Source organism: Herbaspirillum sp. NPDC087042 (genome assembly GCF_044745245.1).
In the GTDB taxonomy this organism is placed as follows: Bacteria; Pseudomonadota; Gammaproteobacteria; order Burkholderiales; family Burkholderiaceae_D; genus Herbaspirillum.
In genome coordinates, this window is record NZ_JBIUZW010000001.1 from 405,467 (window position 1) to 426,725 (window position 21,259).

Below are 21,259 nucleotides of genomic sequence, written 5' to 3' on the forward strand. Positions count from 1 at the left end.
AGTCATTATGACACGAGTCCACATGACTCCACACTGACGCAAGTCATTGATTCATAAGGATGCAGGGCATGGCACGACTCTTGTAATAACGGAGGGTAGACCGGACCGCCGGCATATCCACTCCACCATCACTGAAAGGCCTAGCATGCTTACCGATGCCCAACTCGCCATTGTCAAATCCACCGTTCCCCTGCTGGAGTCCGGCGGCGAAGCCTTGACCACGCATTTCTACAAGCTGCTCATGCGCGACTACCCGCAAGTGCGTCCGCTGTTCAATCGCGCCCACCAGGCCAGCGGCGACCAGCCGCGCGCACTGGCCAACGGCGTACTGATGTATGCCCGCCATATCGATCGCCTGGAAGCACTGGGTCCGCTGGCCGCACAGATCATCAACAAGCACGTCGCCGTGCAGGTCCTGCCGGAACACTACCCGATGGTGGGCGACTGCCTGCTGCGCGCCATCCGCGAAGTGCTGGGCGCCGAGATCGCCACCGATGCCGTCATCGATGCCTGGGCAGCGGCCTATGGCCAGCTCGCCGACATCCTCATCGGTGCCGAGCGCCAGCAATATGAAGACCTGGCCCAGGCCCCGGGCGGCTGGCGCGGTGCCCGCAATTTCGTGGTCACGCGCAAGGTGGCCGAGAGCGATGAAATCACCTCCTTCTACTTCGCCCCGCAGGATGGCGGCGAGTTGCTGGACTTCACCCCGGGCCAGTATATCGGCATGCGCATGGTGGTCGGTGGCGAGGAACAACGTCGCCAGTATTCGTTGTCGGCCTTGTTGCGCCAGCCGGGACAGGCACCGCAGTACCGCATCAGCGTCAAGCGTGAAGCAGAGGGCAAGGTGTCGCGCCAACTGCATGACCAGATCCAGGTCGGATCGGTGGTCGAGCTGTTCCCGCCTGCTGGCGAATTCACCTTGACCGAGGGTGACAAGCCCCTGGTGCTGATCAGCGGCGGCGTCGGCATCACGCCGATGATGACCATGCTGGCCGCGGCACTGCCCAGCGGCCGTCCGGTGCACTTTATTCATGCGGCGCGCCACGGCGGCGTGCATGCCTTCCGCCAGCAGGTGGAAGAACTGGCCGCGCACAATCCGCAGCTGCAGGTCCATTTCTGCTACGAGCAGCCGCGCGCGGGTGATCCGGCACCGCAAGCCACCGGCTTCATCGACCGTGCCCGCCTGCAGCAGTGGCTGCCCAAGAGCAGCGACGTGGACGCCTACTTCGTCGGCCCCAAGCCCTTCATGAAGGCCATCAAGCGCTATCTCGGCGAACTCGGCGTGCCGTCTGCGCAAAGCCGTTACGAGTTCTTCGGCCCGGCCGCGGCACTGGAGTGATCCAGGCAGCATCTTCGTCATCACAAGGCATCAGGAATCGCAATGAATCTAGACAAGTACCGCCGCGAACACGCGGACATCCTCGATCACGTGCAACAACTCAAGGCGTTGTCAGCGCAGGGCATCGCCGCGCAGGCGGCGGCCATCGCCCGCGTGGTGATCGCCATGAGCTCGGTCATCAAGCTGCATCTGTCGGTGGAGGATCGCTTCCTCTATCCGGCCCTACAGCAGGCCGATGCAACGCTGGCGACCAAGGCGCGCCAGTACCAGGAAGAGATGACCAGCATCTCGACCGAGTACGGCCAGTTCTCCCGCCAATGGAATGATGCCCAGCGCATCGCCGAGCAACCCGAACATTTCCGGACCGAGGCCAATCGGGTCCTGAAGATGCTGTTCGAGCGCATCGTGCGTGAAAACCGCGAGTTCTATCCGATGGTCGAAGCAGCCTGAGCCACGGGGCAGCGGAGCCTGGCTTCGCTGCCCTGCAACAGTTTTTTGCACTCTTTCACAATGAATTAACAAAAGTGCTTGATTCAACTGGATTAAATTGACCTTCAACAACTTTCGGCGCTGCAGCAAATGCTAATCTGAGGTTAAGCTGTACTCCCCCCTCTTCCGCCGAAAGACCATCATGAGCGAAAAACTGGGCGCCGAGCGCCACACTCCCGATGAGCTGACCCAGGAGCTGGAAGCCCTGGACATGGAAATCGTGCGTCATGCGGTGATCTGCCAGGTCCGCCTGTTCGATCCCGGCGTGCTCGACAACGTACTCAACAACAATGCCCTGGTCTGCGGCGAAGACCATCCGACCGCCTTCCAGAGCCTGCGCGGGCTGCTCTATCTGCATTTCGAGCTGCACCGGCAACTGGCCGAAACCTATGGCCAGGCCGATGCCAGCGAGATCATCCAGCGCGTACGCCAGCATCTGTTGCCACGCATCGGTGAACAGCTTGAATCGCTGTTCAACCGCCACCGCCCGGGCTCCTGATCTGGTCACGCCACCAGGCGCTCTCCCAGGCTGGCACCGGCGGCAAAGTCATCCAGGTTGTCGATGGTGGTCTGCATGATCTGGCCAATGGCTTCCTCGGTGAAGAAGGCCTGGTGCCCCGTCACGATCACGTTGGGGAAGGACACCAGGCGCTGGATCACATCATCGGTGATGATGGTCGAGGACAGGTCCTGGAAGAACAGGCTGGCTTCCTGTTCATAGACATCGATGGCCAGGCCGCGCAGGCGACCACTCTTGAGAGCCACGATGGCGGCCTCGGTATCGACCAGGCCGCCGCGACTGGTGTTGACCAGGATGCAGCCGGGCTTGGCGCTGGCCAGTGTCTGTGCGTTGACGATATAGCGCGTGCCCTCGGTCAACGGACAGTGCAGGGAAATCACGTCGCTGGCGGCGAACAGCTCGGCATGGCTCACGTAGCGTCCACCCAGCGCCTCGAAATCGGGATTGCGATGCACGTCGCTGCCCAGGATCTCGCAGCCGAAGCCGGCCATGATGCGGGCAAAGAGCGTACCGATCTTGCCGGTGCCGATGACGCCCACGGTCTTGCCATGCAAATCGAAGCCCATCAGGCCATCGAGCTCGAAGTTGCCTTCGCGGGTGCGCATGCTGGCGCGGGCGATCTTGCGGTTGACCGCCTGCAGCAGGCCCACGGCAAACTCGGCCACCGAATACGGCGAGTAATCGGCCACGCGCGCCACCGCGAGACCCAGTCGTCGTGCTGCCTGGATGTCGATATGGTTGAAGCCGGTCGAACGCGTGGTCACGAAGCGCACGCCCAGGGCCGAGAGGCGTTCCAGCACCGGCGCGCCGAGGTCGTCGTTGACGAAGGCAGCCACCGCCTCGCAGCCGGCGGCCAGCTGGGCGGTATTGATATCGAGACGATCCTGCAGGAACACCAGTTCGTGGGCGCCGCGGGCATTGGCGCGGGCCAGCAGGGTCTGGTCGTAGCGACGGGCACTGAAGACGGCAGTTTTCATGAATACCTTTCCGATCGTTGCGAAATGTTGCGAAGCGTTGAGGATGCCGACAGCATCGATGCGGCATTGCACCATGATTGCGCCGGGTGCGCATTGACGCAACGCATCTGGCAGCACCAATGCTGCTTTTTCGGACGATTTTCCTTCTGAAGCTTTCATCCAGCTATCGAAAAAACCGAAATCTGCATCACGGCCCCCTCCGACCTGTCCACATGCCGGAATTCGGGGATAGAATCGGCGGCGCAATAGCTGTCCAACAAAAAAGATCCTGACACAACCTGCCTGACCGGCTGGACGAGACAGGCGCAAGACCGGAATCAACACGGTCCGCCCACACCATAAATGAGGCACATACCATGAGTACATCCACTTCTTCGCAATCGAAGTTTTCCACTGTGCTGCGCGTGACCAGCGGCAACTTCATGGAAATGTTCGATTTCTTCCTGTTCGGTTTCTACGCGACCCATATCTCGAAGGCCTTCTTCCCCAGCGATAACGAGTTTGCCTCGCTGATGCTGACCTTCATGACCTTCGGCGCCGGCTTCCTGATGCGTCCGCTGGGTGCCATCATCCTGGGCGCCTACGTCGACCGCGTCGGTCGTCGCCAGGGCCTGATCGTGACCCTGGCGCTGATGGCACTGGGTACCATGCTGATCGCCTTCGTCCCCTCCTACGCCACCATCGGCGCGCTGGCACCGATGCTGGTGCTGATCGGTCGCCTGCTGCAGGGCTTCTCGGCGGGCGTGGAACTGGGCGGCGTCTCGGTCTACCTGGCCGAAATGGCGACCCCGGGCAACAAGGGCTTCTATGTGAGCTGGCAGTCGGCCAGCCAGCAGGTGGCCATCATCGTGGCAGCGGCCATCGGCTATGTACTGTCGACTTCGCTGACACCGGCGCAGGTCGGTGACTGGGGCTGGCGCGTGCCCTTCTTCATCGGCTGCATGATCGTGCCGGTGCTGTTCGTGATCCGTCGCTCGCTGCAGGAAACCGAAGAGTTCATGCGTCGCAAGCATCGCCCGACCACCGGCCAGATCTTCCGCTCGATGATCGACAACTGGAAGCTGGTGATCGCCGGCATGATGCTGGTGTCGATGACCACCGTGTCCTTCTACCTGATCACGGTCTACACCCCGACCTTCGGCAAGAACGTGTTGAAGCTGTCCACCGAAGCCAGCCTGATCGTGACGCTGTGCGTGGGCCTGTCCAACTTCATCTGGCTGCCCATCATGGGCGCGCTGTCGGACCGCATCGGTCGTCGCCCCATCCTGGTGGTGTTCACCGTGCTGACCATCCTGACTGCCTACCCGGCCGTGAACTGGCTGGTGCATGATGCCAGCTTCTCCAAGATGCTGATCGTGGAACTGTGGCTGTCCTTCCTGTACGCCAGCTACAACGGCGCCATGGTGGTCGCGCTGACCGAAGTGATGCCGGCCGATGTGCGTACCGCAGGCTTCTCGCTGGCCTACAGCCTGGCCACCGCGGTGTTCGGCGGCTTCACCCCGGCCATTGCCACCGGCCTGATCGAGTACACCCACGACAAGGCAGCGCCTGGTATCTGGATGAGCATTGCTGCCGTGTGCGGTCTGATCGCCACCCTGATCCTGTATCGCAACAAGGCGGCGCGCCAGGCGGCCGCTGCCTGATACGGCGATTTACCTGCACTAGCTATTGGACGGGCCGCGCAAGCGGCCCTTTTTTATTGGCGGCGCTGCACGCCTACGCGCATCAGGCCGTCCGGATCTCCTCCAGCAGGTCGGGATGCCGGTCCAGCAAGCGCAACAGCTTGACCAGCGCCAGCGGCGGCTTGGTCTTGCCATTTTCGTAGCGAGAGAAGGCGTTCACACCGCCACCGAACAATTCGGCCGCCTGCCGCTGATCCAGGTCGAGCTTGCGGCGCACCCGGGCAATGTAGTCGGGATCGACGTAGGCAGCATTCACCTGACGCTGGAAGCGTCCGATCCGCTCGCTATAGCGGTCGCCATGCTCCCGGTTGAGCAGGACTTCGCCGCACGCGGGACAGTAGTCACCCGTGACCGCCTCGATGATCGTTACCTGCCCTTTATAGGTATAAGGCAGGTCACGCGTATCACGGACCAATCCGGCCGCACCACAGCTTGGACATTGCATTTCATAGCTCCTTGAAGGACACGACAAGCAGGTCGTCGATGACCGTCAGTTTCAGATAGACCATCCGGCCACTAAGCAGCCGGGTGCGATAGACGTCCTGCCACAGGCGATGATCAGCATGTGTGGTCATGCTTTTGTGGAAGTCACGCGGTGCCAGCCTGAGGACGACCTGGCACATTCCGTCCAGGTCATCAATGCCCAGCGCACGCGCTCCCTGGTAGGCCGTCATGGTGGCCCTGACCCGGCCGGCCTGGATCAACGACCTGACGACGCTGAGCCGACAATGCGGCGTTGCTTTTTCCATGGCGATTGTAACCTAAGAGGTTTTTAAACCTAAAAGGTTAAATAACGCACCCTGCAATGGCAAACTGGCAAGGCCAAGATCAAGGCCAACATAAAAATTTCTTCAACTCTTATATAAGAGTTGAAGCTTTTCCGCCCGCTTAGGAGTAAACTACCGCTGTTTTTTGCCGCGGCCTCCAGGCACCAGTACGCCGGGATGTCGCCACCGGAGACGAGTTTCCGCGCAGCAAGCCGACAAGGAGATGGGAAATACCCAGGCCGTCAGAGCATGGGCAGCCCATCCGGCACCGCGCGGATCGCACCAACGCATATCAACACACCAACGCAAGGACATCATCGTGACTACTGGCAACCCGACCATCATCTATACGCTGACCGACGAGGCACCCTATCTGGCGACCCACTCGCTGCTGCCCATCGTCAAGAAGTTCACCGCCCCGGCTGGCATCGACGTCGTCGAAAGCGATATTTCGGTGGCCGCGCGTATCCTGGCGGAATTCCCCGAGTTCCTCACCGATGACCAGAAAGTCCCCGACAACCTGGCCGCACTGGGCGCACTGACCCAGAGCCCGGACGCCAACATCATCAAGCTGCCCAACATCAGCGCCTCCATCCTGCAGCTGCAAGCGGCCATCCGCGAACTGCAGGCACGTGGCTACAAGCTGCCCGACTATCCGGAAAACCCGTCCAACGACGAAGAAAAGGCCCTGCAGAAGCGCTACGCCAAGGTCACCGGCAGCGCCGTGAACCCGGTCCTGCGTGAAGGCAACTCCGACCGTCGCGCACCCAACGCCGTCAAGAACTACGCCCGCAAGCACCCGCACTCGATGTCCAAGTGGTCCATGGCCTCGCGCACCCACGTGGCGCACATGCATGGCGGCGACTTCTACGCCGGCGAAAAGAGCCTGACCCTGGACAAGGCCGTCGACGTCAAGATGGACCTGGTCACCAAGTCCGGCGAAACCATCGTCCTGAAGTCCAAGGTTTCCCTGCAGGCCGGTGAAATCATCGACAGCATGTTCATGAGCAAGAAGGCCCTGTGTGCCTACTACGAAGAACAGATGCAGGATGCCTTCGACACCAACCTGCTGCTGTCGGTGCACGTCAAGGCCACCATGATGAAGGTCTCTCACCCCATCGTCTTCGGCCACGCCGTGCGTACCTACTACAAGGACACTTTCGCCAAGCACGCTGCCCTGTTCGCCGACATCGGCGTGAACCCGAACAACGGCATGTCCGGCGTCTACGAAAAGATCAACACCCTGCCCGAAGCCAAGAAGGCTGAAGTGCTGGCCGACCTGAAGGCTGACGAAGCCAAGCGTCCGCGCCTGGCCATGGTCGACTCCGCCAAGGGCATCACCAACCTGCACGCGCCCAACGACGTGATCGTCGACGCGTCCATGCCGGCCATGATCCGCGCAGGCGGCAAGATGTGGAACGCCGCTGGCAAGACCGAAGACACCAAGGCCCTGCTGCCGGAATCGACCTTCGCCCGTATCTACCAGGAGATGATCAACTTCTGCAAGACCAACGGCGCCTTCGACCCGACCACCATGGGTACCGTCCCCAACGTCGGCCTGATGGCTCAAAAGGCCGAGGAATACGGTTCGCACGACAAGACCTTCGAAATCGCCCAGGCCGGCGTGGCCCGCATCGTCACCCTGGATGGTCAGGTGCTGCTGGAGCAGAACGTCGAAGAAGGCGATATCTGGCGCATGTGCCAGGTCAAGGACCCGGCCGTGCGTGACTGGGTCAAGCTGGCCGTCACCCGCGCCCGCCTGTCGGGTATGCCGGCAGTCTTCTGGCTGGACCCGTACCGTCCGCACGAAGCCGAGCTGATCAAGAAGGTCAATACCTACCTGAAGGATCATGACCTCACCGGCGCCGACATCCAGATCATGTCGCAAGTGCGCGCCATGCGTTACACCCTGGAACGCGTCATCCGTGGCCAGGACACCATCTCGGTGACCGGCAACATCCTGCGCGACTACCTGACCGACCTGTTCCCCATCATGGAACTGGGCACCTCGGCCAAGATGCTGTCGATCGTCCCGCTGATGGCCGGTGGCGGCATGTTCGAAACCGGTGCCGGCGGCTCCGCCCCCAAGCACGTGCAACAGCTGGTCGGCGAAAACCACCTGCGCTGGGATTCGCTGGGTGAGTTCCTGGCCCTGGCCGTGTCGATCGAAGAAGTGGGCATCAAGAACAACAATGCCCGCGCCAAGATCCTGGCCAAGACCCTGGACGCTGCCACTGGCAAGCTGCTGGACAACAACAAGTCGCCCTCGCCCAAGACCGGTGAGCTGGACAACCGTGGCAGCCACTTCTACCTGGCCATGTACTGGGCCCAGGAACTGGCCGCACAGAAGGACGACGCCGAGCTGGCCAAGCAATTCGCCGCACTGGCCAAGGCCCTGACCGAGAACGAGCAGGCCATCGTCGCCGAACTCAACGCGGTGCAAGGCAAGGAAGTCGACATCGGTGGCTACTACCTGCCGAATCGCGAAAAGACCTTCGCCGTGATGCGTCCTAGCGCCACGCTGAACAAGGCGCTGGAAGCCATCTGATCAGTGATGACGCCATAGCGGCCTGAGCCACACCGGGTCGCTGCAGGAAAAACCAAGGGCCGCGAACGCAAGTTCGCGGCCCTTGGTCATTGGCACGCCCGACTTCGTTCGGGCTCAGTCCTCTCCCAGCAAGAAATTGCGGCGCACATCCAGCTCCGCGCCCTCACCAGCCGTCTCATCCTTCAAGGCCACGCCTGAGAGGCTGCGCCGGTGCGCCTGCGCCATCAGGTAATGCAGCTTGTAGGCGGCCTCGGGATAAGGCAAGCCTTCGGGGCGCACATTGGAGATGCAGTTGCGGTTGGCATCACTCAAGCCGCGCGCAGGCATCCAGGTCAGGTACAGGCCCATGCTGTCGGGAGAACTGAGGCCAGGCCGCTCGCCAATCAGGATCACCACCAGCCGGGCGCCGAGCAGTTCACCGATCTCATCGGCCACCGCCACCCGCCCCTGTTGCACGATCACCGGTGGCGCCACCGACCAGCCTTCGGGGGCAATGCGCCGCCTCACCTCGGCCAGGAAAGGTGCGGCATTGCGCACGATGGCCAGCGCCGACAAACCATCGGCGATCACGAAGGCCACGTCGTAGCGGCGTTCGGCCATGCTGCCGAAACGCTCAAGCAGCTGCTGGCGCGAACGCTCGCACAGGCGCCGCCCCAGGTCCGGCCGTTGCAGGTAGACCTGGCGGTCGCTCGCCGCGCTATGTACATCGAGTACTTCCTCGGCGTTGCCAACATCCTGTTGCTGCAGGGCCATGCGCAGCGCCGCCACATCCAGCGGCAGGTGCACCGCATCGCGCGCCTGTGCATGGGCCAGCTGGAAAGCCAGTTGCGGTTGCGTCGGCAAGCTCACGCCGCTGCGGCCCAGCGCGATGCGCGCAGCCGTAAAGCGGCGCAGTGCCTCCCAGGGATTGGCCGTGACCGGTTCTGCACCGGGGCTGACGTTTTCGGCACCTTGGCCGCTGAGATCCTTGTCGTCCATGGTCAATGCAAGCGCAGCAAGGTATCGCGAAAACCGGGTGGCATGTCCGCATGCAGCCTGAAGCTTGCCTCCTCGCCACTGCGGTTGAAGATCTGCATCCGGTGCAGCCAGTCCTCGAACTCCGGGGCCGGACGCGAGCCCAGCACGCGGCGCGCATACAGCGCATCGTGAAAGGACGTGGTCTGGTAGTTCAGCATGATGTCATCCGACCCGGGAATGCCCATGACGAAGGTGCAGCCGGCCACGCCCAGCAGGGTCAGCAGCACATCCATGTCGTTCTGGTCGGCCTCGGCATGGTTGGTGTAGCAGACATCGCAGCCCATGGGCAGGCCCAGCAGCTTGGCGCAGAAATGGTCTTCCAGCCCGGCGCGGATGATCTGCTTGCCATCGTAGAGATATTCGGGGCCGATGAAACCGACCACCGTATTGACCAGCAGCGGCTTGAACGCCCGCGCCACCGCATAGGCGCGCGCCTCGCAGGTCTGCTGGTCGATGCCGTGATGGGCGTTGGCCGACAGTGCGCTGCCCTGCCCGGTCTCGAAATACATGACGTCCTCGCCCACCGTGCCGCGCTTCAAGGACAGTGCCGCTTCGCGCGCCTCGCCCAGCAGCGCCAGGTCGATGCCGAAGCCGCGGTTGGCCGCCTCGGTCCCGGCGATCGACTGGAACACCAGATCCACCGGCGCACCGCGCTCGATGGCGGCGATCGTGTTGGTGACGTGGGTCAGCACGCAGGATTGCGTGGGGATCTCGTAGCGCGCGATCACATCGGCCATCATGCCCACCAGCTTGACCACCTGCGGCACATTGTCGGTGGCGGGATTGATGCCGATGACGGCGTCGCCATTGCCATACATCAGGCCGTCGAGCATGCTGGCGGCGATGCCGCTGGCGTCATCGGTCGGATGATTCGGCTGCAGGCGGGTCGAGAGCCGCCCGGGCAGACCGATGGTATTGCGAAAGGCCGTGACCACACGACACTTCTTGCCCACCAGGATCAGGTCCTGGTTGCGCATGATCTTGGAGACAGCCGCAGCCATCTCCGGCGTGATGCCCGGCGCCACCGCCGCCAGCACGGCGCTATCGGTGTCGTCGGCCAGCAGCCAGTTGCGGAAGTCGCCCACCGTCAGATGGGCGATGGGTGCAAAGGCGACACGGTCGTGACTGTCGATGATGAGTCGGGTGATCTCGTCCTCTTCATACGGGATCAGCACGTCGTTCAGGAAAGTCTTCAGCGGCAGCGCCGCCAGCGCCATCTGGGCCACCGCCCGCTCCTCGGCGCTGGCGGCGGCCACGCCGGCCAGCAGGTCACCCGAACGGGCCGGACTGGCCTTGGCCATCAGGTCGCCAAGATCGCGGAACACGTAGGTGGTGCTCCCCACGCTATGCCGGAATCGGTGTTCGGCCATGCTCTTGCTCCTTCTTCTGCGAGACCGGGGCCATACCTGCCCCCGGCGTTGCCCCTCAGCTGGTCAGCAGCTGCGGCGTGGTCTTGCCGTACTTGATGCTGGTTTCCACCGGCAGCCAGTTGCCGGTCGACTCCTGGCGTCCCTGCAGCAGGAAGCGCGGCTTGACGGCACTGATCTGGTCAGCTGCCAGCTTGGACAGTTCGCCGATCTTGCCATTCTTCATGCGGTTCACGATGAGGCCATATTGCGTCTCGGGGAAGTCCCTCAGCATATCGTAATCGCCATCGCTGTCGCCGGCCACGAAGAGCGGACCATAGCCCTTCTGCGCCACCAGCACCTGCTTGATGGCCACCGTCTTGCCCGGCCCCCAGGTCAGCGGCCAGTCCTTCAGGTAGGCGTTGCGCAGGCGTTCGCCATTGCGCTCCAGGCGCAAGCCGATGACATTCTCGCGGGCCACGTCATAGCCATACTTGGGCTGGGTGGCGAAGACCGCCACCACATCCTCCAGCGAAGCGGTACAGACATACACGTCGATGCCGTTGCGACGCAGGCTATCCATCAGCGTCGCCACCTCGGTACACAGGCGGATACCGTGGAAATGCGACACGCTCACCACGCCGGCGCGGCCGGGCCGTTCGGCCGGACTGGTGTACTTGACCTTGGTCAGCGACGCCCCCAGGGCGGCGTCATTGGACGCCTCGGCCAGCGCGCTCACCTCGGCCACGCTCATGTTGGCAAAGAAATAGATCACCCAGGGATAGCCGACGTTGACGCCGTGGGTGTCATTGACAGCTTCATAGAGGTAGTAGAGCTTGGCCCGGAAATCCTGGAACTCGACGCTGCGGCTCACCTCTTCCAGCGACTGGCTGCCGGCCAGACCCTTGTAGCTGGCGTGCAGGTAAGCGTAGTCGGCATCAAGGTCGGCGCAGATGGCATCGAGATCGACGACGCTGCCGGCGGCGTTCTTGAAGTCCTTGCTGAACGGGCCAGGCGGCACGTTCTGGCGGATGATGGCGGCGAACTCGGACGGCGTGAGCTTGAAGGACAGCGTATTGATCTGGTACATCAGCAGCGCTTCTTCGCAGTCATTCATGATGCTGGTGTTATCCCAGTCGAAGACCGCGTAGGGACGCTTGCCGGACTGGTAGCCCGGCGCCAGCCGGCCATGCTCGGCGATCATCTGCGCCACCAGGTCGTGATTGCGCATGGCCCACTTGGCACGGTCCAGCGCCACCTCTGCGCGGGCAGCGGCCTGCCCGGGGGTGGCGATGGTCGCCAGCGCACCACCGGCGGCGGTGGCCAGCAGGCTGCCCAGGAAGCCACGGCGCTTGAGCACGGGGGCAGGCGATGTGGTCGTCGGTTTGTGTTTGTTGTTCATGATGGCCCTTGTTCGATCAATGGAATGGAATACGTCGTCCAGCAATTGCGCACTACCGCGCAGTCAGAATTCGGCCACCGGCGCGGCGCCCTCGGCACGGTGTCGCCGGGTCGCCAGGAACCAGGCGTAGCCCAGTGCCAGCAAGGCCACGAAGATGCCGAAGATCAATGGGTTGTAGTAGATCATCGTGCCCATGCAGACCAGCGCGCCGAACAGCGCGAAGGCCGGGAAGTACGGATACAGCGGTGCCCGGAACGGCCGTTCCAGTCCGGCCTCGTTACGGCGCAGGCGGAACAGTGCCAGCATCGACAGGATGTACATCAGGATCGCGCCGAACACCGACATGGTGACGATGTTGGCCGTGAGCGTCTGGCCGCCGATGGTGATGAGCTCGTCGCTGTAGATGGCGGCGATGCCCACCACGCCGCCGGCCAGGATGGCGCGGTGCGGGGTCTTGAAGCGTGGATGCACGCGGGCGAAATAGGTCGGCAGGTAGCCTTCACGGGCCAGCGCAAAGATCTGGCGCGAGTAGCCCAGGATGATGCCGTGGAAGGACGCCACCAGCCCGAACAGCCCCAGCCACACCAGCATGTGCAGCCAGTTGCTGTTGCTGCCGACGATGAGCTTCATGGCTTGCGGCAGCGGATCGTTGATATTGGCCAGCTTGGTCCAGTCACCGGCGCCACCGGCAAAGAGCATCACGCCGATGGCCAGCACCACCAGGGTCAGGATGCCGGTGATGTAGGCGATGGGGATGGAGCGTCGCGGATCCTTGGCCTCTTCGGCGGCCATGGCCACGCCCTCGATGGCGAGGAAGAACCAGATCGCGAACGGGATCGCGGCAAACATCCCCGGCACCGCCGCCAGGCTGAAGCCATCGCTGCCCGACCAGCCGCCCTTGGTGAAGTTGGCCAGCGAGAAGCCCGGCGCCACCACGCCCATGAAGACCAGCAGTTCAAAGATCGCCAGGAGCGTCACGAAGAGTTCGAAGGTGGCAGCGATCTGCACGCCCACGATGTTGAGCGTCATGAAGACCAGATAGGCGCCCAGCGCGGCCAGCTTGGGATCGAGCGCGGGGAACTGCACATTGAGATAGGCGCCGATGGCCAAGGCAATGGCCGGCGGCGCGAAGACAAACTCGATCAGCGTGGCCGCCCCTGCCAGGTAACCGCCCACCGGCCCGAAGGCGCGCTTGCTGTAGGCGAACGGGCCGCCCGCATGCGGGATCGAGGTGGTCAACTCGGTAAAGCTGAAGATGAAGGTGGCATACATGGCCGCAATGAACAGCGCCGTCACCGTGAACCCCAGCGTGCCGGCGCTGGCCCAGCCGTAGCTCCAGCCGAAGTACTCTCCCGAGATCACCAGCCCGACCGCGATGGCCCAGAGCTGGAGGGTGGACAGGACCGGCTTGAGGGTATGCCCCTGCCCTGATGAGCTTGCATCCATAGGTCTCTCCTGTTGGCGCGAAGATGGCGGCCATGGGTCGGCCGCGCTGTTGTAGGAAAACGTAGCGTCGGGTGGGCATGGCGTTTGCTTCTTTCACGCAACGCCATGCCAACGCGCCAAAATATAACAACCGCGCAGATGGAAACGTTATCGAAATTCGGCAAACCTGCAGGGCCGGCCCGGCCCCGCAGAGAGCCGGGCAAGCCATGGAGCCTCCACATGTCGCATCTCCAACTGTCCCAGACTGACACACCCGGCGCGCACACAAAGCGGGCACTGCGCACTGCAGTCGCGCGCGATGTCGACGAACACGCCCACAATCTCACTGACTGGGAGCAGCGCTACGACCAGATCGCCAGCGGCAGCTTCGAGGGTGTGCTGCAGGAATGGCAGAGTCAGGGCGTGCAGATCTTCAGCGAGTCCAGCAGCTGTGCCATCCGCCAGTCCTGCCAGGTCTGGCCGGATGCCTACTGGTTCGGCATCGAGGCGCGCACCACCGGCATGCGCATCAATGGCCGTCCGGTGGGCGAGGATGTGGTGATGACGCGCCCCGGCGCCTGCGAGTTCGAGCTGGTCACGCCCGACCACCACCAGATCTACGGCATCGTGGTGCAGCGCGATGCGCTGCAGGCCAGCGCCTCCCGTCTGGGTTGTGCGCCTGACTGGAGCCGGCTGGGCCAGGCCGAGATGCTCAAGGTCGGACAGGCCGGCCTGGACGAATGCCGCCACCACATCGCCACCCTGCTGGCCTTGGCCGGCCAGGCCCAGGGCCCGGGTGCCCATGCGGCGCTGCAACTGGGTCAGGAAGCGGTGCTGGTATCGCTGCTGGCCCTGCTGGACGATGGCGAGATCGAAGCCGAGGCGGGCGCCAGCTTCCTGCGCCGGCGCCGCATCGTCAGCGATGCCCGCGAATTTGCCATGGCCCAGCAGGAGTGCCCTGTCACCGTCCCCATGCTGTGTGAGGCTGTGCATGTGAGCCGGCGCACGCTGCAATACTGTTTCGAGGATGTGCTGGGCATGAGCCCCATGACCTACCTGCGCTCGCTGCGCCTGAACGGCGTGCGCCGGGCGCTGTGCCAGGGCGATGGCAGCCAGGCCGTGGGCAGCATCGGCGATATCGCGGCCGCCTGGGGCTTTACCAACTTCAGCCAGTTCTCGTGCGACTACAAGAAGCTGTTCGGGCAGACGCCCTCGGCCATGCTGCAGGCGCGCACCCGGCATTGAGGGCGTCTGGCGCAGACGCTGCATTTGGGCGCTATATTGCGGGTGTATGCATGTGCATGCCGACCTACACCTGAAGATATGCCACGTTATATGGCTCGTTACATGGCGAGTTTAGCCGCCCTGCTCTTGAGCGCCGCCCTCTCCTTGAGCATGGCACCAGCCCAGGCTGCCTCGCCCCCGGAGCGCCAGCCGCTCTCCCTGGGCGGCGCCACGCCCTACACCATGGCCGTCTATGCCAATGCCAACCTGCACCAGTTGCCCGCTCATGTACAGCGGGCGGTCATCATCGTGCATGGCGTCAGGCGTAATGCCGTGGATTACTTCGCCCTCGGCCAGCACCTGCTGGACATGGCGCAACTGACCCCGGCCGATACCCTGCTGCTCGCCCCCAACTTCATGGCGCACAAGGACCCGGGCCTGCTGCCGGACATGCCGATCTGGGGCAGCGATGCCTGGATGCAGGGCGATGCGTCGAACCGGGGCGTGACGGGCATCACCAGCTTCCAGGCGCTGGACGACCTGCTGCGCTGGCTGGCCGCGCCCGGCCGCTTTCCGGACTTGCATGAGGTGGTGCTGATCGGCCATTCGGCCGGCGCCCAACTGATGCAGCGCTATGCCCTGCTCAATAACCTCACCGAAGGCCTGCAACAGGCCGGCATCCACCTGCGCTACGTGATCTCCAGTCCCTCTTCCTATCTCTACCTGAGCCCCGAGCGTCCCCAGGGCGAGGACTTCGTGACACCCGCCGCCCAAGCCTGCCCGCACTATGACGACTATCGCTACGGACTCGGCCAGCCGCCCGCCTACCTGGCGCAACAGCATCTCGACGGGCGCCAGCTGTTTGCCCGCTATGCCGCGCGCGACGTACGCTATCTGGTGGGTGCACGCGACATCGACCCGCAGCACCGCTTCCTCGACCGGTCCTGCGGCGCTGCCTTGCAAGGCGCCACGCGCATGGCACGGCAAATGGCTTACCTGGGCTATGAACAATTCCTGGCGCGGCAATGGCAGATCCCGGTAAGCCACCCGCAACAGCTGATTCCGGATGCCGCCCACGGTTCGGCCAAGCTGTACCGCTCACCGCTGGCGCTGGGGCTGGTCTTCCCCTGGCTGGCCGAGCCCCGCTCCGCTCAGCGTTAAAGCACTGGCAGTGATGCGGGAGAGACGGCACAATGCCGGCTGCCTTTGCCTGATCAAGAGAACCCGCCATGACGGCCAGCCAAGACGAGATTTTCTCCCTGGAAAAATTCGAGTACCTCTGCTATTCGCGCCAGCAGGAACCGGCCGCGCGCGAACTGGTGCGCCTGCTGGTGTTGATTGACCGGCAGTATGGCCAGCTGTCCGACCAGTTTTCGCTATCGGTCTCGCCGGCCATCCCCGCCGCCGAACTGGAGCAGCACATCCTGACCCGCATCACGGCAGCCATCTCGGCGCTGTTCTCGGATCCAGGCTTCCATGTCAGTCCCGATGGCTTCGGCCAGCTGATCAATTTCCAGCGCTGGCTGGCCGCCCTGTTCGGGGCCAGCCATTTCATCAACGCCGACCATATCCTGCGCTCGCTCAATCTGGGCGGACCGCAAAACCAGGTGGTCGAAGTCAGGCCGCTGGACCTGGTGAAGTTCTGCCTGCTCTATTCGCCCGAATCGGAACTGCCGCTGGATGTGGAAATGCTGTGGGCGCAGAACAAGTCCCTGGCCGCCGCCCTGTTCCTGGCGCTGATGTCGCCGCGCTTCCTGGGTACACCTGCGGCCCATTCCAAGCGCGAGGCGCTGCTGGGCTGGCTGCCGCAGCGCCTGCTGGAGCTGGAGTCGCTGGATGGCTTGCCGGTGGCGGTGCTACATGACGTCTACATGCATTGCAGCTACGCCGACCTGCCGCAGCGCCATCGCATCAAGGGCGCCATCAACACCCTGATCGACAAGAAGCTGCGCCGGGAAGGATTGCTCGACCTGACCCACGAGGGCGATGGCCGGGAGAATGGCAAGCCGGTCATGCTGGTGCTGCTGGAATGGTTTTCCGGTGGACACTCCATCTACCGTACGCACTCCAAGACACTGGAGGCGGCGCGCCGCCACTACCACGTGGTCGCCGTCGGCTACGAAGCCAATACCGATGAACTGGGACGCGCGGTCTTCGACGAATTCGTCGCCCTGGGCAAGCCCTCCGACCTGCTGGGCTGCATGCGGCAATTGCGCGACCTGGCGCAGGAGCGCCGTCCCCAGGTGTTCTACATGCCCAGCGTGGGCATGTTCCCCATCACCATGTTTGCCGCCAACCTGCGCGTGGCGCCCTTGCAGGTGGCCGCGCTGGGCCATCCGGCCACGACCTGCTCGGCACGCATCGACTACATCAGCGTGGAAGACGACTTCGTGGGCGACCCGGCCTGTTTCACCGAACAGTTGCTGCGCCTGCCCGCCGATGGCCAGCCTTACCGCCCCTCGGCCATCCCCGTCGAGGTGCCCAGGCTGCAGCGCAGTGAGCAACCGTATGTGAACGTAGCCATTGCCGCCACCACCATGAAGCTCAACCCGCGCTTCCTGATGGCTTGCCAGAAGATCGTGGAACTGGCCGCCCAGCCACCTGGCGGACAGCCAGGCAAGCAGGTGCGGCTGCACTTCCTGGTGGGACAGGCGCAGGGGCTGCTGTATCCGCAACTGCAGCGCCTGATCCTGCGCTATGTACCGGGTGCACAGGTCTATCCGCACCAGCCCTACCAGCAATACCTGACGATCTTCAACCAGTGCGACATGTTCCTGTCGCCGCTGCCGTTCGGCAATACCAATGGCATCATCGATGCCTTCACGGTGGGTTTGCCGGGGGTCTGCAAGACCGGGCCGGAGGTGTTCGAGCATATCGACGAGGGCCTGTTCCGCCGCGTCGGCCTGCCCGACTGGACCATCGCCGCCACGCTGGACCAGTACATCCTGGCGGCCGTGCGCATGGCCACCGACTATGCGGCCCGCGCAGCACTGTACCGGCACCTGGCCGATCCGCAATATCTGCAACGACTCTTCGAGGGACGTCCGGAATCCCTGGGCGACGCGCTCATCGCCTTGCAAGGCCAGAACTAGCGGGCGGGCGCGGCCTGTTCAGCCGGCAAGGGAGCCAGCGCTGGCAGGCCCAGGCCGGTGCGCAAGCGCTGACAGATGGCATTGGGTTGGCCGTCGGCATCCCAGGCGGAGAATTCGCGGCAGGTGCTGGGACGTTGGGAATAGATACGGCAAGCGATGCCCGGTCGGCCCAGTTCGCCGGCCAGCGCGATGCAGCGGCCATGACCGGATTCCGTACCTTTCATGCAGGCGATGGTGTCGTTGACCTTGCTGGTCAATTCCACCGGCACGAGGCCGCCCGAGCCGTCGCTGAGTTCGCCGCAGTAGAAGGAGACGCGGAAGATGGCGCAGCAGGCGCCACACGAGATGCAAGGGTTACCGGGGGAATCGGGCATGTCGGCGAAGAGCCGGTCTTCGTCGACGATCCATTGGACGGCAATGTTCTCACGCATAGATCGGGCCCAGGCAACACAAAGGCCCATGATACGACAACGGCGGCCCGGGCGGCCCGGGCTCCCCGGTGTCATGGTGTTGCGAGGGATCAGCTACCCTTGCGGTCCTTGAAGACCGGCACGAACATGTCGTTCCATACGGCCGGCTTGGTCTTGATGGTGCCGGCTTTGCTCATGAAGAGCACGTATTGCATGATGTCCACGGGCGTCGTCGAGAACTCGGTACCGGGGTCGGCCAGCATCTGTTCCACTTCTTCCTGGGGCAGCTTCAGCTTGGAGACGCGCAGGAATATCTCGGCAGCCCCCTTGCGGTTCTTGGCGATGTAGCTGTTGGCCTCTTCCTGGGCAGCCATGAAGGCCTGGGTCAGCTTGGGGTTCTTGTCGGTGAAGGACTTCAGGGCGAAGACCACGTCGATGGTGATATGGCCCAGCACATCGGTGGAGTTCAGCACCCGGGTCACGCCGGGGGCCTTGGCCTCCTGGTAGGAGAACGGCGGCGAGGTGAAGTGCGCGGTGATCTCGGTCTTGCCCGACACCAGCGAGGCCATCGCCTCAGGGTGGGACAGGCTCACCGTCAGCGGGTCCAGCTTGGCGTAGTTCTCGATGCCGAAGGTCTTGGCGGCGGCCATCTGCAAGAGCACCGCCGACAGCGAAGTCTTGATGCCGGGGATGGCGATCTTGTCCTTGGGCGTGAAATCCTTCAGCGACTTGACGTTGGGATTATTGGTGTTGAGCCACAGCGGCGAGGTCGACAGCGCGCCCAGGCCCACCACTTCCGAGCGCGGGATGCCGTGCGCCTTGGACCACAGCGTCACGAAGCCAGGCGCACCGGTGCCGGCGATATCGAGGTTGCCGGCCAGCATGGCGTCATTGATGACGTTGCCGCCGTCGAGCAGCACCCACTTGGTCTTGACATCGCCCAGGCCCATCGCCTTGGCGTGCTTCTCAAGCAGGCCCTGGTCGCGGATGACCATCAGCGGCAGGTACAGCAAGCCATAGCCGTGCGAGATGCGCACCTCCGGGGCTTCGGCGCGGGCCGCACCGGCAGCGGTGGACAGCGCCAGGGTGGCGGCGATCATCATGCTGGAAAAAGTACGTCGTTTCATGTTTGTCTCCTGTAAGGCTTCAGTTTATCGGTCTGGATGAAGTCAGTCTTGGTCAGTGCTGCATGCCCCAGCGACGGATGGTGCGCTTCTCGATCTGGGCAAAGATCAGGTTCTCGACCACCAGGCCGATGATGATCACGAAGAACAGGCCCGAGAACACGTTGGCCGTTTCCAGCTGGTTGCGGTTTTCGAAGATGTACCAGCCCAGGCCACCGGCGCCGGACGAGACGCCAAAGACCAGTTCGGCCGCGATCAGCGTGCGCCAGGCGAAGGCCCAGCCCACCTTCAGGCCGGTGAGGATACTGGGGAAGGCGGCAGGGATCAGGATGGACTTCACCAGCGAGAAGCGGCGCAGGCCATAGTTCTGGCCGACCATGCGCAGGGTGTTGGACACCGCGCGGAAACCGCCATGGGTGTTCAGGGCCACGGCCCACAGCACCGAGTGCACCAGCACGAAGATGATGCTGCCGGTACCCAGGCCGAACCAGATCAGGGCCAGCGGCAAGAGCGCAATGGCCGGCAGCGGATTGAACATCGAGGTCAGGGTTTCCAGCAGGTCGTTGCCGATGCGCGAACTGATGGCCACCGTGGTCAGCAGACCGGCCAGCAGGATGCCCAGGCCATAGCCCACCAGCAGCGTCTGCATCGACACGGCGGCACGCTCCAGCAGCACGCCGCTGCCGATGCCCGAGAGGAAGGCTTGCACGGTCTCGCTGAAGCTGGGGAAGAGCAGCGCATTGTCCAGCCAGCGGCCATAGACTTCCCAGATCAGCGCCAGCACCAGCAGGATCACGGTCTTGCGCAGCCAGCCCATCCGATAGAGCGACTCAAAGGCCGACAGCGGACGCTGGACTTCGGCGGTGGCGTTGGGATTGGGTTCCACCACGATTTCGGGGCGGATGAAGGGTAGATTGTTGTTGTGCATGATCGGTGTCTCCGGGCAGCCTCAGTGATGGGCAAACAGCATGTCGTTGATGCGGGTTTCCAGCTCGGCCTGGGCGGCCGTCCCCATCTGGCTGGGCGGGATGCTGTTGAGCTCGGCACGTACCTGGCCCGGATGCGGGGTCAGCAGCAGGATGCGGGTTCCGATGCGGATGGCTTCCTCGATGGAGTGGGTCACGAAGAGCACGGTGAATTGCGTGTCATCCCACAGGCGCAGCAGTTCATCCTGCATCTTGCGACGGGTCAGCGCGTCCAGCGCGGCGAAGGGTTCATCCATCAGCAGCACATCGGGCTCCATGGCCATGCCACGCGCAATGGAAACACGCTGCTTCATGCCGCCGGAGAGCATGTGCGGATAGCTGTCGATGAACTTGGCCAGCCCCACCTTCTCGATGTAGTACTCGGCGCGCTCGGCAGCAGCGCGGCCCTGCAGGCGGCCACTGGCATGCAGCGCGAACTCGACGTTCTGGCGCACCGTCTTCCAGGGCAGCAGCTGGTCGAATTCCTGGAACACCATCATGCGGTCCGGGCCTGGCTCGTGGACCTCCCGGCCCTTGAGGCGGATCGCGCCCGAGGTCGGCTGCAGATAGCCACCGATGGCCTTGAGCAAGGTGGATTTGCCGCAGCCCGAGGGGCCCAGCAGAATATAACGGTCGCCCGGATGGACGTTGAAACTGACTTGCTGGGTGGCGGTGACCAGGGAATCGCTGGTCTTGTATTGCAGGGTGACGCGATCGATCTCCAGCAGCGGACGGGATGGATCGACGACGGATGCGCCATGGGCGTGATCGCTCATGCAAGTCTCCAAATGATTTATAGGAATTTTTGATATTGGGTCGGATGCTAGGCCCCGAAGCTGTAACGAACCTGACTAATCGCTGACGCGCCGCACCGCCAGCGGCGATCAGGCATACAATGCAGCCCTGCCCAAGCAGCGCCCACAGCTGCGGCA

General features: G+C 63.4%; 19 protein-coding genes. 8 read left to right on the top strand and 11 right to left on the bottom strand.

Annotation, left to right across the window (positions count from 1 at the left end; all coding sequences use genetic code 11):
- Positions 1 to 145: 145 nt before the first annotated feature.
- The 3 genes from hmpA to ACIPHN_RS01800 all read left to right on the top strand — a co-directional run bounded on the left by hmpA (position 146) and on the right by ACIPHN_RS01800 (position 2,327).
- Positions 146 to 1,339, top strand: coding sequence for an NO-inducible flavohemoprotein (hmpA, locus tag ACIPHN_RS01790; protein WP_400431870.1), 1,194 nt, complete (start codon positions 146 to 148; stop codon positions 1,337 to 1,339).
- A 42-nt stretch (positions 1,340 to 1,381) separates the two neighbouring features.
- On the top strand, positions 1,382 to 1,789 hold the full coding sequence (locus ACIPHN_RS01795) for a hemerythrin domain-containing protein (RefSeq protein ID WP_400431873.1): 408 nt from the start codon (positions 1,382 to 1,384) through the stop codon (positions 1,787 to 1,789).
- Between the two features lie 181 nt (positions 1,790 to 1,970).
- A complete protein-coding gene (locus ACIPHN_RS01800) occupies positions 1,971 to 2,327 on the top strand; it encodes a hypothetical protein (protein ID WP_400431876.1) in 357 nt (118 codons plus the stop codon).
- A gap of 5 nt (positions 2,328 to 2,332) precedes the next feature.
- Here ACIPHN_RS01800 and ACIPHN_RS01805 read toward each other — a convergent pair whose 3' ends face one another.
- Positions 2,333 to 3,325: a 2-hydroxyacid dehydrogenase gene (locus ACIPHN_RS01805; RefSeq protein WP_400431879.1), complete on the bottom strand. Its 993-nt coding sequence runs from the start codon at positions 3,323 to 3,325 to the stop codon at positions 2,333 to 2,335.
- A gap of 356 nt (positions 3,326 to 3,681) precedes the next feature.
- Here ACIPHN_RS01805 and ACIPHN_RS01810 point away from each other — a divergent pair, with 356 nt between their 5' ends.
- Complete coding sequence (locus ACIPHN_RS01810) at positions 3,682 to 4,968, top strand: MFS transporter (RefSeq protein WP_400431881.1); 1,287 nt, start codon at positions 3,682 to 3,684, stop codon at positions 4,966 to 4,968.
- An 82-nt stretch (positions 4,969 to 5,050) separates the two neighbouring features.
- Here ACIPHN_RS01810 and ACIPHN_RS01815 read toward each other — a convergent pair whose 3' ends face one another.
- Positions 5,051 to 5,452 (bottom strand): type II toxin-antitoxin system MqsA family antitoxin, encoded by a 402-nt coding sequence (locus tag ACIPHN_RS01815; protein ID WP_400431884.1) that lies wholly within the window; start codon positions 5,450 to 5,452, stop codon positions 5,051 to 5,053.
- A 1-nt stretch (position 5,453) separates the two neighbouring features.
- Entirely contained in the window at positions 5,454 to 5,756 is a 303-nt protein-coding gene (locus ACIPHN_RS01820) for a type II toxin-antitoxin system MqsR family toxin (RefSeq protein ID WP_400431887.1), read from the bottom strand.
- Between the two features lie 337 nt (positions 5,757 to 6,093).
- Here ACIPHN_RS01820 and ACIPHN_RS01825 point away from each other — a divergent pair, with 337 nt between their 5' ends.
- Positions 6,094 to 8,322, top strand: coding sequence for an NADP-dependent isocitrate dehydrogenase (locus ACIPHN_RS01825; protein WP_400431890.1), 2,229 nt, complete (start codon positions 6,094 to 6,096; stop codon positions 8,320 to 8,322).
- Positions 8,323 to 8,436: 114 nt separating this feature from the next.
- On the opposite strand, the gene eutC is transcribed toward ACIPHN_RS01825, so the two are convergent.
- The 4 genes from eutC to eat all read right to left on the bottom strand — a co-directional run bounded on the left by eutC (position 8,437) and on the right by eat (position 13,533).
- Positions 8,437 to 9,306: an ethanolamine ammonia-lyase subunit EutC gene (gene eutC, locus ACIPHN_RS01830; protein WP_400431892.1), complete on the bottom strand. Its 870-nt coding sequence runs from the start codon at positions 9,304 to 9,306 to the stop codon at positions 8,437 to 8,439.
- A complete protein-coding gene (locus tag ACIPHN_RS01835) occupies positions 9,303 to 10,709 on the bottom strand; it encodes an ethanolamine ammonia-lyase subunit EutB (RefSeq protein ID WP_400431894.1) in 1,407 nt (468 codons plus the stop codon). The genes eutC and ACIPHN_RS01835 overlap by 4 nt, the downstream gene beginning before the upstream one ends.
- Before the next feature lie 55 nt (positions 10,710 to 10,764).
- The gene (locus tag ACIPHN_RS01840; RefSeq protein WP_400431897.1) at positions 10,765 to 12,087 is read right to left on the bottom strand and encodes an HAD family hydrolase; all 1,323 of its coding nucleotides are present in this window, start codon (positions 12,085 to 12,087) and stop codon (positions 10,765 to 10,767) included.
- Between the two features lie 63 nt (positions 12,088 to 12,150).
- The gene (gene eat, locus ACIPHN_RS01845) at positions 12,151 to 13,533 is read right to left on the bottom strand and encodes an ethanolamine permease (protein WP_400431900.1); all 1,383 of its coding nucleotides are present in this window, start codon (positions 13,531 to 13,533) and stop codon (positions 12,151 to 12,153) included.
- 219 nt (positions 13,534 to 13,752) lie between these two features.
- Here eat and ACIPHN_RS01850 point away from each other — a divergent pair, with 219 nt between their 5' ends.
- From ACIPHN_RS01850 to ACIPHN_RS01860, 3 genes are all read left to right on the top strand, one after another.
- Complete coding sequence (locus tag ACIPHN_RS01850; protein ID WP_400431902.1) at positions 13,753 to 14,757, top strand: helix-turn-helix domain-containing protein; 1,005 nt, start codon at positions 13,753 to 13,755, stop codon at positions 14,755 to 14,757.
- 102 nt (positions 14,758 to 14,859) lie between these two features.
- Positions 14,860 to 15,897 carry a hypothetical protein gene (locus ACIPHN_RS01855; RefSeq protein WP_400431905.1) on the top strand — a complete coding sequence of 346 codons (1,038 nt, stop codon included), beginning with the start codon at positions 14,860 to 14,862 and terminating at the stop codon, positions 15,895 to 15,897.
- 68 nt (positions 15,898 to 15,965) lie between these two features.
- Positions 15,966 to 17,828: a peptide transporter gene (locus tag ACIPHN_RS01860; protein ID WP_400431908.1), complete on the top strand. Its 1,863-nt coding sequence runs from the start codon at positions 15,966 to 15,968 to the stop codon at positions 17,826 to 17,828.
- Here the strand turns inward: ACIPHN_RS01860 and ACIPHN_RS01865 are convergent.
- The 4 genes from ACIPHN_RS01865 to ACIPHN_RS01880 form a co-directional block, all read right to left on the bottom strand.
- Positions 17,825 to 18,202 carry a YkgJ family cysteine cluster protein gene (locus ACIPHN_RS01865; RefSeq protein WP_400433146.1) on the bottom strand — a complete coding sequence of 126 codons (378 nt, stop codon included), beginning with the start codon at positions 18,200 to 18,202 and terminating at the stop codon, positions 17,825 to 17,827. The two genes, ACIPHN_RS01860 and ACIPHN_RS01865, sit on opposite strands and share 4 nt — an antisense overlap.
- A gap of 146 nt (positions 18,203 to 18,348) precedes the next feature.
- A complete protein-coding gene (locus tag ACIPHN_RS01870) occupies positions 18,349 to 19,365 on the bottom strand; it encodes an ABC transporter substrate-binding protein (RefSeq protein ID WP_400431911.1) in 1,017 nt (338 codons plus the stop codon).
- A 52-nt stretch (positions 19,366 to 19,417) separates the two neighbouring features.
- Positions 19,418 to 20,290 carry an ABC transporter permease gene (locus tag ACIPHN_RS01875; RefSeq protein ID WP_400431914.1) on the bottom strand — a complete coding sequence of 291 codons (873 nt, stop codon included), beginning with the start codon at positions 20,288 to 20,290 and terminating at the stop codon, positions 19,418 to 19,420.
- A 21-nt stretch (positions 20,291 to 20,311) separates the two neighbouring features.
- A complete protein-coding gene (locus ACIPHN_RS01880; protein WP_400431917.1) occupies positions 20,312 to 21,103 on the bottom strand; it encodes an ABC transporter ATP-binding protein in 792 nt (263 codons plus the stop codon).
- Positions 21,104 to 21,259: the final 156 nt, after the last annotated feature.